Annotated in this window: 14 protein-coding genes and 2 tRNA genes; 7 read left to right on the forward strand and 9 right to left on the reverse strand. The window is 69.9% G+C overall.

The features are described 5' to 3' along the window. Window positions 1-19: 19 nt before the first annotated feature. Window positions 20-2,608 carry an aminopeptidase N gene (gene pepN, locus ACZ4S3_RS19025; protein WP_467935297.1) on the reverse strand — a complete coding sequence of 863 codons (2,589 nt, stop codon included), beginning with the start codon at window positions 2,606-2,608 and terminating at the stop codon, window positions 20-22. Between the two features lie 129 nt (window positions 2,609-2,737). On the opposite strand from pepN, the gene ACZ4S3_RS19030 reads away from it, so the two are divergent. After that, window positions 2,738-3,382 carry a mycothiol-dependent nitroreductase Rv2466c family protein gene (locus ACZ4S3_RS19030; RefSeq protein ID WP_467935301.1) on the forward strand — a complete coding sequence of 215 codons (645 nt, stop codon included), beginning with the start codon at window positions 2,738-2,740 and terminating at the stop codon, window positions 3,380-3,382. A 167-nt stretch (window positions 3,383-3,549) separates the two neighbouring features. Here the strand turns inward: ACZ4S3_RS19030 and ACZ4S3_RS19035 are convergent, their stop codons facing one another. From ACZ4S3_RS19035 to ACZ4S3_RS19045, 3 genes are all read right to left on the reverse strand, one after another. Continuing rightward, window positions 3,550-4,191 (reverse strand): superoxide dismutase, encoded by a 642-nt coding sequence (locus ACZ4S3_RS19035; RefSeq protein WP_467935305.1) that lies wholly within the window; start codon window positions 4,189-4,191, stop codon window positions 3,550-3,552. Between the two features lie 177 nt (window positions 4,192-4,368). Continuing rightward, the gene (locus tag ACZ4S3_RS19040; protein WP_467935309.1) at window positions 4,369-5,799 is read right to left on the reverse strand and encodes an amino acid permease; all 1,431 of its coding nucleotides are present in this window, start codon (window positions 5,797-5,799) and stop codon (window positions 4,369-4,371) included. A 257-nt stretch (window positions 5,800-6,056) separates the two neighbouring features. Continuing rightward, window positions 6,057-7,469 (reverse strand): amino acid permease, encoded by a 1,413-nt coding sequence (locus tag ACZ4S3_RS19045; RefSeq protein ID WP_467935313.1) that lies wholly within the window; start codon window positions 7,467-7,469, stop codon window positions 6,057-6,059. Window positions 7,470-7,780: 311 nt separating this feature from the next. Between ACZ4S3_RS19045 and ACZ4S3_RS19050 the strand changes: the two genes are divergently transcribed. Further along, entirely contained in the window at window positions 7,781-8,380 is a 600-nt protein-coding gene (locus tag ACZ4S3_RS19050) for a biotin transporter BioY (RefSeq protein ID WP_467935317.1), read from the forward strand. Between the two features lie 64 nt (window positions 8,381-8,444). Here the strand turns inward: ACZ4S3_RS19050 and ACZ4S3_RS19055 are convergent, their stop codons facing one another. Then, window positions 8,445-9,962, reverse strand: coding sequence for an amino acid permease (locus ACZ4S3_RS19055; RefSeq protein WP_467935321.1), 1,518 nt, complete (start codon window positions 9,960-9,962; stop codon window positions 8,445-8,447). A 213-nt stretch (window positions 9,963-10,175) separates the two neighbouring features. Here ACZ4S3_RS19055 and ACZ4S3_RS19060 point away from each other — a divergent pair, with 213 nt between their 5' ends. Both ACZ4S3_RS19060 and ACZ4S3_RS19065 read left to right on the forward strand, forming a co-directional pair. Next, window positions 10,176-10,661, forward strand: coding sequence for a ribose-5-phosphate isomerase (locus ACZ4S3_RS19060; RefSeq protein ID WP_467935325.1), 486 nt, complete (start codon window positions 10,176-10,178; stop codon window positions 10,659-10,661). Window positions 10,662-10,878: 217 nt separating this feature from the next. Next, window positions 10,879-11,697, forward strand: coding sequence for an Fpg/Nei family DNA glycosylase (locus ACZ4S3_RS19065; protein ID WP_467935330.1), 819 nt, complete (start codon window positions 10,879-10,881; stop codon window positions 11,695-11,697). Window positions 11,698-11,781: 84 nt separating this feature from the next. Here ACZ4S3_RS19065 and ACZ4S3_RS19070 read toward each other — a convergent pair whose 3' ends face one another. Continuing rightward, window positions 11,782-13,011 carry a GNAT family N-acetyltransferase gene (locus ACZ4S3_RS19070; protein WP_467935333.1) on the reverse strand — a complete coding sequence of 410 codons (1,230 nt, stop codon included), beginning with the start codon at window positions 13,009-13,011 and terminating at the stop codon, window positions 11,782-11,784. Window positions 13,012-13,189: 178 nt separating this feature from the next. On the opposite strand from ACZ4S3_RS19070, the gene ACZ4S3_RS19075 reads away from it, so the two are divergent. Beyond that, window positions 13,190-14,296, forward strand: a complete 1,107-nt coding sequence (locus ACZ4S3_RS19075; protein WP_467935337.1) for a SpoIIE family protein phosphatase — start codon at window positions 13,190-13,192, stop codon at window positions 14,294-14,296. 51 nt (window positions 14,297-14,347) lie between these two features. Here ACZ4S3_RS19075 and ACZ4S3_RS19080 read toward each other — a convergent pair whose 3' ends face one another. Further along, entirely contained in the window at window positions 14,348-15,475 is a 1,128-nt protein-coding gene (locus tag ACZ4S3_RS19080) for an acyltransferase family protein (RefSeq protein ID WP_467935341.1), read from the reverse strand. 624 nt (window positions 15,476-16,099) lie between these two features. Here ACZ4S3_RS19080 and ACZ4S3_RS19085 point away from each other — a divergent pair. Next, window positions 16,100-16,294 carry a hypothetical protein gene (locus tag ACZ4S3_RS19085; RefSeq protein WP_400061447.1) on the forward strand — a complete coding sequence of 65 codons (195 nt, stop codon included), beginning with the start codon at window positions 16,100-16,102 and terminating at the stop codon, window positions 16,292-16,294. A gap of 22 nt (window positions 16,295-16,316) precedes the next feature. Here ACZ4S3_RS19085 and ACZ4S3_RS19090 read toward each other — a convergent pair whose 3' ends face one another. Together ACZ4S3_RS19090 and ACZ4S3_RS19095 are read right to left on the reverse strand one after the other, a co-directional pair. After that, a complete protein-coding gene (locus tag ACZ4S3_RS19090; protein WP_467935347.1) occupies window positions 16,317-16,697 on the reverse strand; it encodes an arsenate reductase family protein in 381 nt (126 codons plus the stop codon). Window positions 16,698-16,787: 90 nt separating this feature from the next. After that, window positions 16,788-16,858, reverse strand: a tRNA-Gly gene (locus tag ACZ4S3_RS19095). A gap of 170 nt (window positions 16,859-17,028) precedes the next feature. On the opposite strand from ACZ4S3_RS19095, the gene ACZ4S3_RS19100 reads away from it, so the two are divergent. Then, a tRNA-Pro gene (locus ACZ4S3_RS19100) sits at window positions 17,029-17,105 on the forward strand. The last annotated feature ends 5 nt before the right edge of the window (window positions 17,106-17,110 follow it).

Here is a 17,110-nt window from a genome sequence, read left to right on the forward strand (position 1 = left end):
GGGCTGGTCGTGACCGGGGTTACGGCCTGGGCGCGGCCGCCTCGTCACAAGCCTGTGCGCGCAGCGCCCGCGCAAGATCGTCCCGCTGCTCCGAGACGATCCGGCGCAGCGCGGGCGCCGCGTCCGCGTGCTCCCCGAGCCAGGCGTCCGCCGTGTCCAGCGTGGACTGCGTCACCAGCCAGGCCGGGAACAGTCCCCGCACCACCGACATCGCGATCTCGATGGACCGCTCCTGCCACACCCGCTCGATCACCGCGAAGTAGCGCGGCGCGTACGGCGCCAGCAGTTCCGGCTGCCCGAACTGAACGAATCCGCTGATCGTGGCCTCCACCAAGGCGTTCGACAGCGCGTCGCAGTCCACGACATCGGTCCACGCCCGCTCCTTGACCTCGGCGGACGGCCGGGCGGCCAGGCAGCGGATCTCATGGCGCTTGCCCGAGGCGGTGTCGTCGCGGGCCAGTTCGGCGGCGATGACGGACTCGTCCGCGGCGCCGTGCGAGGCCAGCGGCTCCAGGAACGTCCAGCGCAGCTCCTGGTCCACCTCCAGGCCGTCGATCTTCGCGCTGCCGTCCAGCAGGCCGCGCAGCAGCTGCAGATCGGCGGCGGAGGAGGCCACCGACGCGAAGTGCCGGGCCCAGGCGAGCTGATGCCCGCTGCCCGGCTCGGCCTGCCGCAGCTCGCGCAGCGCGCCCTCGGCCAGCTCCCGGGCGGCGCTCTCGTGGTGGCCGGGCGCGGAGTAGAGCTCCAGCGCCGTCTCGGCCTGGGTGTGCAGCGACTGCAGCACGCCGATCTCGGTCTCCGGGCCCGCGAAGCGCAGCACCAGGTCCAGATAGTCGCGGGCCGGCATCAGCCCGTCACGCGTCAGGCCCCACAGCGCGGCCCAGCACAGCGCCCGCGCCAGCGGGTCGACGAGCTCGCCGAGCCGGGTCCGCAAGGTGGCCAGCGACCCCTCGTCGAACCGGATCTTGCAGTACGTCAGATCCTCGTCGTTGACCAGAATCAGCTCGGGCCGCTCGGCCCCGGCCAGCTCCGCGACGACCGTACGCGGACCGGAGACGTCCACCTCCGCGCGGGCGTAGCGCACCAGCGCGCCGCCCGCGTCCTGCCGCCGGTAGAGCCCTACCGCCACCCGGTGCGGCCGCAGCTGCGGGTGCGAGGCCGGCGCCTCCTGGAAGATGCTCAGCTCCGTCATGCGGCCCTGCGCGTCATAAGTGGCCTGCGGCGTGAGGGAGTTGACGCCCGCCGTCTCCAGCCAGGCCCCCGACCAGGCGGTCATGTCCCGCCCCGAGGTCTCCTCCAGCACCGACAGCAGATCCGCGAGCCGCGTATTCCCGTACGCATGCCGCTTGAAATACCGCCGCGCGCCCTCGAGGAACGCCTCCCGCCCGGCATAGGCCACCAGCTGCTTGAGTACGGACGCACCCTTGGCATACGTGATGCCGTCGAAATTCAGCTTGGCGTCCTCCAGGTCGCGGATGTCCGCGGTGACCGGATGCGTGGACGGCAGCTGATCGGCGCGGTAGGCCCAGGACTTACGCCGATTGGCGAAGGTGATCCAGCCGTTCGTGAACCGCGTCGCCTCCACCAGCGAGAACGCCCCCATGAAGTCCGCGAACGACTCCTTGAGCCACAGATCGTCCCACCACTGCATGGTCACCAGGTCGCCGAACCACATATGCGCCATCTCGTGCAGGATGACGTTCGCCCGGCCCTCGTACGACGCCTCGGTCACCTTCCCCCGGAAAATGAATTCCTCCCGGAAGGTCACGCACCCCGGGTTCTCCATCGCCCCGAGGTTGTATTCCGGCACAAAGGCCTGGTCGTACTTCCCGAACGGATACGGATAGTCGAAGTGATCGTGGAAGAAGTCCAGCCCCTGCTTGGTGACGGTGAAAATATCCGCCGCGTCGAAATACCGTGCCAGCCCCTTGCGGCACAGCGCCCCCAGCGGGATCTCCAGCTCGCTGCCGTCCTCGAAGGTGCGGCGGTAGCTGTCGGCGACGTAGTGGTACGGGCCGGCGACCACGGCCGTGATGTACGTCGAGATCGGCGCCGTCGTCGCGAACCGGTGCCGGCCGCCCGCCGGCTCCCCTTCCTCGGCGCCGTTGCTGAGCACCGTCCACCCCTCGGGGGCGGTCACCTCGAACGTGAACGGCGCCTTCAGGTCCGGCTGTTCGAAGTTCGCGAAGACCCGGCGCGCGTCGGCCGGCTCGTACTGCGTATAGAGGTAGACCTCGCCGTCCTCGGGATCGACGAACCGGTGCAGCCCCTCGCCGGTGCGGCTGTAGGCGCACTGCGCATCGACGACCAGGGTGTTCTCGGCGGCCAGCCCCGCCAGCGTGATCCGGGTGCCGTCGAAGACCTCGGCCGGGTCCAGCTCCCGGCCGTTGAGGGTGACGGACGTGACCGACGGGGCGAGCAGATCCGCGAAGGTCGCCGCGCCCGGCTCGGCGCAGCGGAACCGGATCGTGGTCCGCGAGCGGAAGGTGTCGGCGGCCGCGCCGCGCTGCACCGCTGAGCGGACGTCCAGCGCCACGTCGTACCCGTCAACGCTCAGCAGCCGGCCCCGCGTACGGGCCTCGTCCCGGGACAGATTTTCACCTGGCACGACGTGACTCCCTCGTCCTCGTCTCGAATATCGAACACTGGGAATCATGGCACGGAGCGGATGTGTTGAAGCGTGCACAGAACAACACCGCACCGCTCTCAGCCATCACCGCTCGCAAGAGGAGACCCCGTGTCCGAGACCGCGAAGACCCCGGCCGACTTCTGGTTCGACCCGCTGTGCCCCTGGGCCTGGCTGACCTCCCGCTGGATGCTCGAGGTGGAGAAGGTCCGTCAGGTCGAGGTGCGCTGGCATGTCATGAGCCTGGCGGTGCTCAACGAGGACAAGCTCGACCAGCTGCCCGAGGAATACCGCGAGAACATGCGCCCCGGCGGCAAGGCCTGGGGCCCGGTCCGGGTGGTGATCGCCGCTCAGCAGCTGCACGGCGATGAGGTCGTCGGCAAGCTCTACACCGCGCTGGGCACCCGCATCCACAACGAAGGCCTCGGCGTGAGTCCCGAAAGCATCGCCGCCGCCCTCGAGGACGCGGGTCTGCCCGCCGACCTGATCGAGTACGCCGACAAGGACACGTACGACGCGCAGCTGCGCGCCTCCCACAAGGTGGGCATCGAACTCGTCGGCCAGGAGGTCGGCACCCCGGTCATCGCCGTCCCCGGCCACAACGGCGACCAGATCGCCTTCTTCGGCCCGGTCGTCACCCCGGCCCCCAAGGGCGAGGAGGCGGCAAAGCTCTGGGACGGCACGTTGATGGTGGCGTCGATCCCGGGCTTCTACGAGATCAAGCGGACGCGGACGCAAGGCCCGATCTTCGACTGAAGCGCCGAGCGCCGGGCGCGGGCGCTGGGCCGGAGCGCCGCGTCGGAGCACTGAGCGCAGGAGGGCCCCCGGACGTATCGGACGTCCGGGGGCCCTCCGTCATTCCGCCTGCCGGGTGAAAGGTGAGAAGACGATCACGAGGCAGGACGCACGGTGCCGCTATGCGCTCACGGGGCCAGCAGCAGGTTGTTCGCGCGCTGCTTGGCGGACGCGTACCTCTTGGCCACGTCCTGCCAGTTGACGACCTGCCACATCGCCTCGATGAAGTCCACCTTCTGGTTCTTGTACTGAAGGTAGAACGCGTGCTCCCAGGCGTCGAAGACCAGGATCGGTACCGAGCCCTGGCCGACGTTGCCCTGGTGGTCGTAGATCTGCTCCACGATCAGCCGGCCGGTCACCGGCTCGTAGGCGAGCACGCCCCAGCCGGAACCCTGGGTGGTGGCGGCGGCCTTGGTCAGCTGGGTCTTGAACCCGGCGTACGACCCGAAGCTCTCCGCGATGGCGTCGGCCAGCTCGCCCACACCGTCCTTCTCGTGCGGCTCGCCGCCGCCGTCACCGGTCATGTTGTGCCAGTAGATGCTGTGCAGGATGTGCCCCGAGAGGTGGAACGCGAGGTTCTTCTCGAGGCCGTTGATGTTGCCCCAGGCCTCTTTGTCGCGCGCCTCGGCGAGCTGCTCCAGCGTGTCGTTCGCGCCCTTCACATACGCCGCGTGGTGCTTGTCGTGGTGCAGCTCGATGATCTCGGGGCTGATGACCGGCGCCAGCGCCGCGTAGTCGTAGGGGAGTTCCGGAAGTGTGTAGGTCGCCATGCCGATCCCGCCTCCAAGCTGCTTATGTGCAGTAGTTGCAAATAATGTGCAAGAGCACGCTATCAGCAGGAGTGATCACCGGCCGGGTGCGGGGAACGGACTGGTCCCAAAGACGGAGGCGGGGCGGGACCTCCGTAGGAGATCCCGCCCCGCCTCAAGGGGTTGCCCGCAGGCGCGCTACCGGCCGCTCCTGGCGGCCGCCTGCTGCCGGACCAGCCCGATCACGGTCAGCACCACGCCGAAGCCGCCGGTGAACAGCAGCTGGATGCGCTGGTTGTCGTCCCGCAGCATCAGCAGCAGCACGGCCGCGACCCCGGCCAGTGCCACCCACGTCAGGACGGGGAAGGCCCACATCTTCACGACGAGCTTCTCGGGCGCCTCGCGCTCCAGCCGCCGCCGCATCCGCAGCTGCGCCACCGCGATGAAGCCCCACACCACCAGGACGGCCGCACCGACCATGTTCAGCAGCCACTTGAACAGCGTGTCGGGCCACAGGAAGCTGAAGAGCACCGCGAGGAAGCCGAACGCGGAGCACATCAGCACCGCGCGGCGCGGCACGCCGCCGCTGACCTTCCCGAGGAAGGCCGGACCCTGGCCGCGGGAGATGAGGGAGTACGCCATCCGCGAGGCGCCGTAGATGTTGGCGTTCACCGCGGAGAGCAGCGCGACCAGGATGACGACGTTCATGATCTGGCCGGCCGCCGGGATCTGGAGGTAGTCCAGGACGGCGACATAGGGACCGCTCTTGGCGATCGAGGGGGCGCTCCACGGGATGACGGTGACGATGATGGCCATCGAACCGACGTAGAAGAGGGCGATCCGCCACATCGCGGTGCGCACCGCGCTCGCCACGCCGCGCACCGGATCCTTGGACTCGGCGGCCGCGATGGTGACCGTCTCCAGACCGCCGTACGCGAACACCGAAGCCAGCAGGCCGACCATCAGGCCGTCCACCCCCTTGGGGAGGAAGCCGCCGTCACCGGTGAGGTGGGAGGTACCCGGCGCCTCGGCGCCCGGCAGTACGCCGAAGATGGCGAGCAGGCCCAGGACCAGGAAGATGCCGATCGCGGCGACCTTGAGTGCGGCGAACCAGAACTCGAACTCGCCGAAGTTGCTGACCGCCGTCAGGTTCGTGGCGGTGAAGATCACCATGAACAGCAGTACCCACATCCAGGGCTCGGTGCCCGGGAACCAGTGGGTCATGATGTCCGCGGCGCCCAGCGCCTCGGCGGCCACCGCCACACACAGCAGAGCGGTGAACATCCAGCCCACCGTGAAGCCGGCCCAGGAGCCGATGGAGCGCTCGGCGTGCACGGAGAAGGAGCCGGAGGCCGGGTTGGCCGCGGCCATCTCGCCGAGCATCCGCATGACCAGCATGACCAGCGCGCCGGATATCGCATAGGCCAGCACGATCGAGGGGCCCGCGGCGGCGATGCCCTCGCGGGAGCCGACGAACAGGCCGGCGCCGATCACGCCGCCCAGGGCGATCATGGAGAGATGGCGCTGCTTGAGGCCGTTGGACAGCGCGGGTCCGCCGTCCTGGCCGGCGCCCTGGACCGCATCGGTCTGCTTGCGCAGCGGCGTGGCGGACGAGGGTGTCCGATTCATGTCGTACCTGTCCCAGTATGTGAGAGCGAAGCGGGGCGATACTGCGTTCTCCCGGGGCCGCCGACGGCTCAACTCCAGGGGTCCTGCGGTGAAGCGGGCTCAGTCTGAGCGCCGGTGTCCGCTCAGGGCAACAGTCGTGCAGCGAATGTTCGCTATTCAGACGAGATCGTGACCGACTGTGGCCGCTTCGTCGTCGATTGCGACGTGGTGTGATCCTCGCCTCGGGCCCCGCATGGCCCGCAGCCCCCGGGCCCGTCTCAGCCCCGCGCGCGCCGCGCCCGCAGTTCCCGTACGCCCGCCACGGCCAGCACCGCCGCCGTCGCCCCGGCCGACCACAGCAGCTGCGGCCGCGCCGCGTCATCGGTCAGCATCAGCACCAGGACGCCGCCCATCGCCGCCAGCGCCACCCACGTCAGCCAGGGGAACGCCCACATCCGCAGCGTCAGCTTCTCGGGCGCCTCCTGTTCGATACGCGGACGCAGCCGCAACTGGGAAACGGCGATCAGCCCCCACACGAACAGCAGCACCGCACCCACGGCGTTGAGCATGTACAGGAAGACCGAATCCGGCCACTTCAGATTGAGCAGTACGGAGACGAACCCGAAGGCGACGGAGGCCAGCACGGCCCGCCTCGGCACCCCGCCCCGCGACACCTTCAGCAGCCCGCGCGGCGCCTCGCCCCGCTCGGCGAGCGAGAACACCATCCGCGAGGCCCCGTAGAGATTGGCGTTCAGCGCCGAGAGCAGCGCCACGAACACCACGATGTTCATGATCTGCCCGGCCCCCGGCACCCCGATGCCGTCCAGCACCGCGACATAGGGACTCTTGCCCGGCTGCATCGACGACCACGGCAGCAGCGTCACGATGACCAGCATCGAGCCCACGTAGAAGAAGAGGATCCGCCACACCGCGCTGCGCACCGCCCGTCCGACCGCCCGTGCCGGATCGTCCGATTCGGCCGCCGCGATGGTGACGACCTCCAGGCCGCCGAACGCGAACACCACCGCCAGCACACCGGATACGACGCCGGACCAGCCGTTCGGCAGGAAACCGCCCTGACCCGTCAGGTTGGCCACCCCCACCGGATCGGTGTCCGGCAGCACCCCGAAAATCGCCAGCAGGCTCAGCACCAGGAACAGCACGATCGCGGTGACCTTCAGTGCCGCGAACCAGAACTCGAACTCACCGAAGTTCTTCACCGCCGCCAGGTTGGCCGCCGTGAACACGATCATGAAGATCAGTACCCAGCCCCACTGGGGAATGCCGGGCACCCACCCGGCGGCGATCCCCGCCGCGCCGGTCGCCTCCACCGCGAGCACCACCACCAGCAGGAACCAGTACAGCCAGCCCACGCTGAAGCCCGCCCAGCGCCCCAGCGCCCGCTCCGCATGCACCGAGAACGCACCGGAGGCCGGCATCGCCGCCGACATCTCCCCGAGCATCCGCATGATCAGCATCGCCAGCGCGCCCGCGATCAGATACGAGAGCACGATTCCGGGCCCGGCCACCGAGATCCCCGCGCCGGAGCCCACGAACAGGCCCGCGCCGATCACCCCGCCCAGGCCCATCATGGTCAGATGGCGCTGCTTGAGCCCGCCGGACAGCGGCTCTTGTTCGCCGGCACCCGCACCGAGCGGGGCGGTCCCGGTGGGGGGCGTTGCGTCGTGCATCGGCTCGTACTCTCACAAGGTGTGCTTTGGGGGAACTCCACAGGTCTCCGCGGGGCGCCCCCAGTTTCGCCGCCGTCCGCGTGCTACCACAAAACCGGCGTTCCGCCGGGGCCCAGGCCGTGATGAGCATCACGTGACCTGCAGCTCCGCCGCCTCCCCAACGGGTCTGGCCATCGCGGCGGTTGGGCAGAACTCTCCAAGCGGGCCGTTACGGCTTTGTCGCCGCCACACGATGATCTCCGTCGGTCTCCTGAACTAACGTCAATGCGTCCCGTCCTGTCCCGGAACCCCTCTCACCTCGCGGAGCCCCGATGAGCACTGCAGCCTTCCCCCGCAACGGTGCGGTCCTCGCCGACCTGCTGCCCGCCACCACCACCGCCTCCCGCGCCCGCGTCCGCGACGCCGCGCTGGTCATCGGCGGCGCCGCGCTCACCGGCATCGCGGCCCAGATAGCCGTACCGGTCCCCGGCTCCCCGGTCCCGGTCACCGGCCAGACCTTCGCCGCCCTCCTGGTCGGCGCCTCGCTCGGCGCGCGCCGCGGCCTGCTCTCCCTCGCGCTGTACGCGCTGGCGGGCATGGCGGGTATGCCCTGGTTCGCGGGCGGCACCTCGGGCGCGGGCGGCGCCACCTTCGGCTACATCCTGGGCATGCTGCTCGCCGCCACCGTCGTGGGCGCCCTGGCCCGCCGCGGCGGCGACCGCGGCGTCCTGCGCACGGCCGCCACCATGGCCGCCGGCACGGCCCTGATCTACGCCGTCGGTGTCCCCTACCTCGCCCTGAGCACCGGCATGTCCTTCGGCCAGGCCATGGCCGCCGGTCTCGTCCCGTTCCTGATCGGCGACGCCCTCAAGGCCGCGCTGGCCATGGGCGCCCTGCCGACCGCGTGGAAGCTGGCGGGCGGCCGCCGCTGACGGCACCGCATACGCGAACGGGCCCCGCACTCACCGCACGGTGAGGCGGGGCCCGCGCCGCTTCCTACCGGTCCACGGCCTGGGCCGGAACACCGGCGGCGCCGTCAGCGGAGGCGCCCGCCTCCGCCTCCCGAGGCCGCCGCCGGTCCAGCACCAGCCCCACGGCCAGCACCACCACGGCCGCCACGACCGACAGCACCATCTGCTCCCGCCCGTCCGGGTCGTAGAACATATAGGCCACGACGAACACGATCAGCCCGATCGTCGCGTACGTCAGCCACGGGTACAGCCACATCCGTACCGTCAGCCGCTCCGGCGTCTCCCGCTCGATGACCCGCCGCATCCGCAGCTGCGAGAAGCAGATGACCAGCCACACGAACAACGCCACCGCACCCGAAGAGTTCAGCAAGAACTGAAAAATGGTGTCCTTCGACGTGTAGCTGAAGATCGTCGCGATGAACCCGAAGGCCACCGACGCCCAGATCGCCACCGCCGGGACGCCGCCCTTGTTGACGGACGCGAACGACTTCGGCGCATCGCCCCGCTTACCGAGCGAGAACGCCATCCGCGAGGCCGTGTACAGCCCGGAGTTCAGGCACGACAGCACCGCGGTCAGCACGACCACGTCCATCACGGTGCCCGCGTACGGAATGTCCAGCGACTTCAGCACCGCCACATACGGGCTCTTGTCCACCGCCGGGTCGTTCCACGGCAGCAGTGTCACGATCACCGCGATCGACCCGATGTAGAAGAGCGCAATCCGCCAGATCACGCTGTTGACGGCCTTCCGCACGGCCAGCACCGGATTGGGCGACTCACTCGCCGCCAGCGTGACGATCTCGCTCCCCATGAAGGAGAACACCACCAGCAGCATTCCGGAGAGAATCGCCCCGGGGCCATGGGGGAGGAATCCGCCGTGCCCGGTCAGATTCGACATGCCCACCGCATGATCGCCCGGCGGCAGCCCGAAGATCGCCAGTGCGCCGACCACGATGAAGACCACAATCGCGACGACCTTGATCCCGGCGAACCAGAACTCGAACTCACCGAACGAGCCGACCGAGATCAGATTCGTGCCGGTCAGCACGAACATCACCAGCAACGCCCAGGCCCACTGCGGGACGGCCGGGACCCAGCCGGTGAGGATCGAGGCCGCGGCGGTCGCCTCGACGGCCAGCACGACCGACCAGAAGAACCAGTACAGCCAGCCGATCGTGAAGCCCGCCCAGCGGCCCAGCGCCCGGTCGGCGTAGGCGGAGAACGACCCGGAAGTGGGGGAGGCCGCGGCCATCTCGCCCAGCATCCGCATCACCAGCACGACCAGCAGCCCGGTCAGCGCATACGACAGCAAAATGCCGGGCCCGGCGGCCGCGATACCGGCACCGGAGCCGACGAACAGCCCCGCACCGATCACCCCGCCGATGGCGATCATCGACAGATGGCGGTTCTTGAGTCCTGCCTGCAGCCCGTCCTGCGACTGCCCCCCGATGGGTCCGCTGCCGGGTTCGCCGGCGATGGGGACCGCTTCGGTGGTGGGGGTGCCCCCTGCTCCTGCAGAGCCTGGGGGAGGGTGCGCGCCCATATGCACCGTCCTTGAGTGGATCACGGATTGGAACCCCCGCATTACAACCGCCCAGGCCCATCGATTGGAAGGCCTTCAGTCAGATCTTTGCCTGAAACACTGGCTGGTTGTCCGATGTCGCATGTGTACGGAAGGCGGGGGCGTCTTCCGTAGGCGCCACCGCAGGAAGACCCGGCGGCGCCTACCCGGGACCGGCCGTGTCACACTCATCGCATGCGCGTGTACCTCGGCTCCGACCATGCCGGTTTCGACCTCAAGAACCACCTCGTCGAGTGGCTCAAGGCCCATGGCCACGAGCCCGTCGACTGCGGTCCCCACATCTACGACGCCCAGGACGACTACCCCCCGTTCTGCCTGCGCGCCGCGGAGCGGACCGCCGCCGACCCGGACAGCCTCGGCATCGTGATCGGCGGCTCCGGCAACGGCGAGCAGATCGCCGCCAACAAGGTCAAGGGCGTCCGCGCCGCGCTGGCCTGGAGCGAGGAAACCGCCAAGCTCGGCCGCGAGCACAACAACGCCAACGTCATCTCCGTCGGCGGCCGGATGCACACCCAGGACGAGGCGACCGCGTTCATCGAGGCCTTCCTGAGCACCCCGTACTCGGGCGAGGAGCGGCACACCCGCCGTATCGAGATGCTCTCGGCCTACGAGACCACCGGCGATCTGCCCGCCATCCCGGCACACCACCCGCAGCAGTAACACCACGCCGGCCACCAGATCTTTTCCCACCCACAACGGGAGGTGCCGGGCCGCAGCGGCGAGGCCGTGGAGGCCCGGCACCGCAGCCGACCAGCCCCGCGCAGCGGCCCCGCCCGCCGCAGGCGAAACGGCGCCGCACCCGGCAACGTACGGCCCGGCTAAAGCGCAGCGGCCCGGCACCCGGCAACGTACGGAGAAACCCCTCCGGAGGAGACCCGTGCCCGAGGGCCACACCATCCACCGCCTGGCCCAGGATTACGCGGAACGCTTCCTGGGGCGCAAGGTCCGGGCAACCAGCCCCCAGGGCAAGTTCTCCGACAGCGCGGCCCTGATCAGCGACCAGGTGCTGACGACCACAGAGGCCCACGGCAAGCACCTCTTCCTCGGCTTCGGCGAGACCGGCTGGGTCCACATCCACCTGGGCCTGTTCGGCAAACTCGGCTTCGGCTGCGCCCCGGCGCCACCCCCCACCGACACGGTCCGCCTCCGTCTCGCGACCCCCACCGCCCACGCGGACCTCCGCGGCCCCACCACCTGCGCCCTCATCACCACCCCCGAGAAGCAGGCCATACACGAGCGCCTGGGCCCGGACCCGCTCCGCCCCGACGACGACAACGAACGGGCCTGGAAGCGCATCACCCGCAGCCGCACCACCATCGCGGCCCTGCTCCTGGACCAGAAGATCATCGCGGGCGTGGGCAACGTCTACCGCGCCGAGGTCCTCTTCCGCCACGGCGTCGACCCCTACCTCCCGGGCCGCGACCTCACCCGCGCCGCATGGGAGGCGATCTGGCAGGACCTGGTCGCCCTCATGCGCGAGGGCGTACGCAACAACCGCATCGACACCGTCCGCCCCGCACACATGCCGGAGGCCATGGGCCGCCCGCCGAGGGTGGACGACCACGGCGGCGAGGTCTACGTCTACCGCCGCGCACACCAGCACTGCCACATCTGCGACAGCGAGATCCGCACCGCGGAACTCGCCGCCCGCAACCTCTTCTGGTGCCCGGGGTGCCAGCCGGCGACGGGTGCCTGACCGCAGCGAGCCGCCGGCCGCGCCGGCCGCGCCGGCCGTGCGGCCGTACGCCCCACCGTGCGGCCGCGCCGTACGCCCGCCCCGCTAGAAGCCGTGCGGCAACCAGGGCGCCACATCCGACCCGAACGCCATCGAAGCCACTCCGAGCGCCCCGGGCCGCACCTCCCGCACCCGCCCGGCCGCCGCCAGCGACGACAGCGAGAACCCGCCCAGATAGGCGGACCCCAACTCCCTCACGGACAAGGCGAGATCGGCCGGATCCGACGTCCGCTCGCAGGCGGCGCCCTTCTCGTCCCCGGACAGCCGCCACCGCCCCTCGTTCCACGGACAGAAGGGGTCGGCGACCTCCAGCACCACATCCACCGGCGTCCGGTACGTCCGCGCCGCGAGCGCCGCGCCGACCTCCACCGGCCGTACGAACAGCGACTCCCGCAGCCCTATCCCGCAGCGGCGCATGTCCGCCACCAGATGCGGCAGCGGATCGTCCACCGGCCGCGAACGCACCGAAACCGCCGACGTCAGGTCAATCCCGAACAGATACCGCCACAGCGCCGCATACACCACCGGATCCAGCGCCTGGACGTCCCGCACCAGCACCGTGCCGTGCGGCCCGGCGGTATCCCATTCCGGCTTCACCGCATAGCGCGCATACCCGCGCACCTCGCCGTCCACCTCGGCCACCACACACTGCAGCTCCCCGGCCCCGTTCCGCCCGCTCGCCGGATCGGTCAGCACAAACCGCTCCCAGTGCGGCCGCCGCGCCAGCATCCCCGGCCGGGCCGGCACCAGCCGTTCGTAGACCCGCTCACACGCGGGCAGCCCCTCCACCGGGTCCACCAGCCGTATCCGTACGCCGTCCACCCCCGGCAGATCGGGCGCGGCCAGCCGCACCGTGTCGACCGTCAGCCGCATCTCCAGGGTCGCCGGGCCGTACCCGAACCGCCCGTAGATCGCCGGCTCCGTCGCGGTCAGCACCGCCAGCGCCTCGCCCCGGTCGCGGACCTCGTCCAGCTGATGCCGCATCATCGACCGCAGCACCCCGCGCCTGCGGTGCGTCGGCTGCACGCTGACCAGGGTGACCCCGGCCGCCGCCACCTCCGCCCCGCCCGGCACGGTCAGCCCGAAAGAGAAAGCCCCCGCCGTCCCGGCCCACCCGTCACCGTCCCGGACACCGAACGACCGCTCGACCTCCGTGACGCCGCGCCACATGGCGCGCTCCTCCGGGTCCGAGGGCACCCCGCCGAACGCCACGTCCAGCGCGTTGAACCAGGCATCCCATTCGTCCGCCCGCAGCGCACGCAACTCTGTCGTCATGCGCCATCCCTAGCAGGACACTCTCCGGCCGCGCGACCGTATTTCGAACACCGATTCCCGGTGATACCCGGGGGTGGCGTGCGGCGAATCGACGCACCGCCGAACGGGTGGATAAAGTCCCGGAGCAATGACAAGCGGCCCGGGAACGGAATCCCGAACGGAAACCCTGACGGCCCGGATGCACAAAGGTCTGCACCGGGCGCGCATCGGCGTGCGCAAGGCCGGGGTCGACTACTTCCGCGGCGAAGGCTCCGACCGGTTCGCGCTGGCCGCCCTGCTCCTCGCCATCCCCGCCATCGCCGCGGGCACCCTCTGGCGCCCCGAATGGCTCGCCCCGACCGCCCTGGTCCTCCCGGTCATCGCCGGCGGACTGCTGCTGCGCCCGGCCAACCTGCTTGTCCTGTACAGCGCCTCGGCGACCGCGCTGGTCGTCGAGTCCGCGCTGTTCGGCCCGTACGACGAAGGCCCGGACCGGATCACCCCGGGCACGGTCCTGGTGGTCGCCGCGGTCGGGTTCTTCGGGCTGCTGATCGCACAGTTCCGCAGCCGCGTCGGGGTGCCCTGGCGGCGCGGCGGCACCATGCTCTTCGACCTGCGTGAACGGATCCGCGTACAGAGCAAACTGCCCAAACTGCCACCGGGCTGGCACCACGAGATGGCGCTCCGCCCGGCCGGCGGCCAGTCCTTCTCCGGCGACTTCGTCGTCGCCTCGCGCACCCACGGCGGCAACATCCTCGAGGTCGTCCTCACCGATGTCTCCGGCAAAGGCATGGACGCCGCCTCCCGCGCCCTGCTTCTCTCCGGCGCCTTCGGCGGCCTGCTCGGCTCCCTGCCGCCGCACGCCTTCCTCCCCGCCGCCAACGGCTACCTCCTGCGCCAGGACTGGGACGAGGGCTTCGCCACCTCCATCCATCTCGTCCTCGACCTGGAATCCGGCGACTACGAACTTCTCTCCGCGGGCCATCTGCCCGCCCTCCAGCTCAGCGCGGGCTCCGGCCGCTGGGAGGAGAAGTCGGGCGAGGGGCCGCTGCTCGGGGTCTACGACGGCGCCCAGTTCGACCCCGTAAAAGGCACGCTGCGCCCCGGCGACGTCCTGATGCTCTTCACCGACGGCCTCGTCGAGGCCGCCGACCGCGACATCGCCGAGGGCATCGACCGCCTCACCGGCGAGGCCGACCGCTATGTCACCAGCGGCTTCGCCGGTGCCGCCTGGCACCTGATCGAGGCCGTGGCCAAGGACGTCAACGACGACCGTGCCCTGCTGCTGATCTGCCGGGACGCCTGAGGACATCGCGCCGGCCGGACACACCCCGGCCGGAGCGGGGGCCGACGAGCCCTACGCGCCGGACCGCGCCCGCGCCGAATCCGCCGGGTCCTTCTTGAACGCCCAGGCCATCCTGGGCTCCATGGCCCACCGGAAGGCCCGCTGCACCGGGGGCGTGCACAGCGCCGTCACCAGGGCCGCCGCGATCACCGTGACCGCGATCTCCCCCAGCGGCGAGTGCAGCCATTTGTAGTCGTCGAACCAGCCCCAGAACCGCGAGCCCTTGGCCAGGAAGCCGTGCAGCAGGTAGCCGTACAGCGTCCCCGCGCCCAGCACCGTGAACCACATCCGCCGCCTGGGCACCCAGGAGTAGAAACAGGCCGTCATCACCAGCGAGCAGCCGAACAGGGCCAGCGTCATCACCACGCCGATCCACCAGGTCGTACCCAACTCCTGTGCGCTGTCCCGGTGGTAGAACCACGCCGAGGTCATCCGGGGCGCCGCCCAGTAGGCCATCACCACCGCGGCCGCGAAGACCGGCACCGACGCGATCCGCACCACCCGCCGCTGCACCAGCTTGAAGTGCTCCGGCCGCAGATTCAGCCCCAGCACGAAGAACGGCAGGAACTGCAGCACCCGCTGGAGGTCCAGGTCGTCACCGATGTCCGGCGATACGGACGCGGCCACGGCGATCGCCAGCGCCAGCGGGATCGGCCAGCGCACGATCTTCCACAGCGGGGTGGTCAGCCGCCAGATGAACAGCGCCACCAGGAACCACGTCAGGAACCAGGGATCCAGCAGGCTGATCGGATGCCCGGGATCGTCGTCCGCCCAGCGCTTGAAGAAGGCATACGCCGTCTCGAACAGGACATACGGGACGACGACGCCGGTGATCAGCCGCTGCAGCCGGTCCTTGCGCATATCGAAACTGCGCGAGAAGTAGCCGGAGATGATGATGAACGCCGGCATGTGGAAGGTGTAGACGGTCATGTACAGCGCCTCGGCGGCCCGGCTGCCGTCCGTCAGCGGCTCCCATGCGTGCCCCATCGCCACCAGCACGATGGCCAGGTACTTCGCGTTGTCGAAGAACGCATCCCGGCCGGACTTGGGTGGCGGTGCCGGTGCCGGTGTGTCCTCCGCGGTGGCCGCCTTCGTGGCCGGCGGCAGCTCGCGTCGCGATGTGGGGGCAGCGGGAAACATCTGAGGCACGATAGCGGCGCACGGCGAATGCGTAAAACCATGCCGAGGTTATTCGGTATTCCCCCAGGTGCGGCCGCCCATGCGTCGCGGATAAAGCCAGCAATCACACGTGAGATTCCTCGCAGAACCCCCGCGGAGCCTCACCGTGCCGCGCCCCGCCCTTGACGCGTCACCCCCGTTTGTCCCGACTTGCCCTTACAAAACGGTGGATATCCCCAGCGGACGGCCCGGAAGGAATGTCCGCTTCCTTGGGCATATGCGCACACTGCCCGCCAGTCCGTCGTGACGGACGCCACGAAAGATGAATTCATCGATGGCTTACCGGTCGGGAACGGAGACCGGATACGAAGAACCGCTCGGCCCGAATTACCGGTACCGGTCCTTATGGCGTCGCCCACGGAAATTCCCGCCGCCCGGATCGGCGCCCGGCCGCCGCCCTCGCGGGGTGTCCGCCACCCCTGGCCACCCCACCCCGCGGCCAAGGGCGGGAATCGGGCAAAGCGTTGGCCGATGATTCGTCACCCGCCTGCGCTGGGAAAGGAGTTGGTGGCACGATGGGGTCAGGGGGTGTGCGCGGCATGCTCCCGGGCCGGCGAGGCGTTCCGACCAAGGGTGTGATCTGTTGTGGCTCTTTCACTGTCAGTGGTGCTGCTGTTGGGGATCATCCTCGTCGTGCTGGTCAGACAGAAGGCGATCAAGGCGGGCCCGGCGATCATCGCCATACTCTTCGGCTTCTTCCTCGCCTCCACGGGGATGGCACCGTCGATCAACCGGTTCCTCAACTCCCTCGCGGACACCATCAACCACATCACCTTCTAGGCGGAACACCCAGGCGATCCGCCTAGGCGCCCTGCCCGTCCCCGGTCCGCGCCAGCGCGTCACGTACGGCTTCCTCGCTACGGCCCACCAGCGCCGATCCGTCGTCCGCGGTGATGATCGGCCGCTGAATCAGCCGCGGGTGCGCGGTCAGCGCCTCGATCCACCGCCCCCGCTCCGCCTCCGTGCGCTCCCAGGACCCGAGCCCCAGCTCCTTGGCCTCGGCCTCCTGAGTCCGGGTGATGTCCCACGGCTCCAGGCCCAGCCGCTCCAGCACGGCGCGCAGCTCGTCCGCCGTCGGCGGCTCCTCCAGGTAGCGGCGCACGGTGTACTCGGCACCCTCCTCATCGAGGAGGTTCACGGCGGAACGGCACTTGGAACACGCGGGGTTGATCCAGATCTCCATGCGGACACTTTAGGGATGCCATGGCACGGACGTCACCGACGTCGCGGAACGCGAAGAACCCCAGGCCACCGGGCCTGGGGTTCTTTTCCGAGCGGGCGACGGGAATCGAACCCGCGTAGCCAGTTTGGAAGACTGGGGCTCTACCATTGAGCTACGCCCGCGAGCGCCGCCGGTCACCGGACCGCGGCACGCACTGCATCGTAGCGGGTCAGAGCGGTCCGCCGCACACCCTCTTGCACAGGGCATGCCGATGACCTGCCGGGCCGGATTCGGTATCCCGATAACTGGCAGCCGTACGGCCTGTAGCCATGTACCCTACGTCTCGCACCGACGGGGTGTGGCGCAGCTTGGTAGCGCGTCCGCTTTGGGAGCGGAAGGTCGTCGGTTCGAATCCGGCCACCCCGACCAGCATC

Source organism: Streptomyces sp. NPDC028368 (assembly GCF_055565615.1).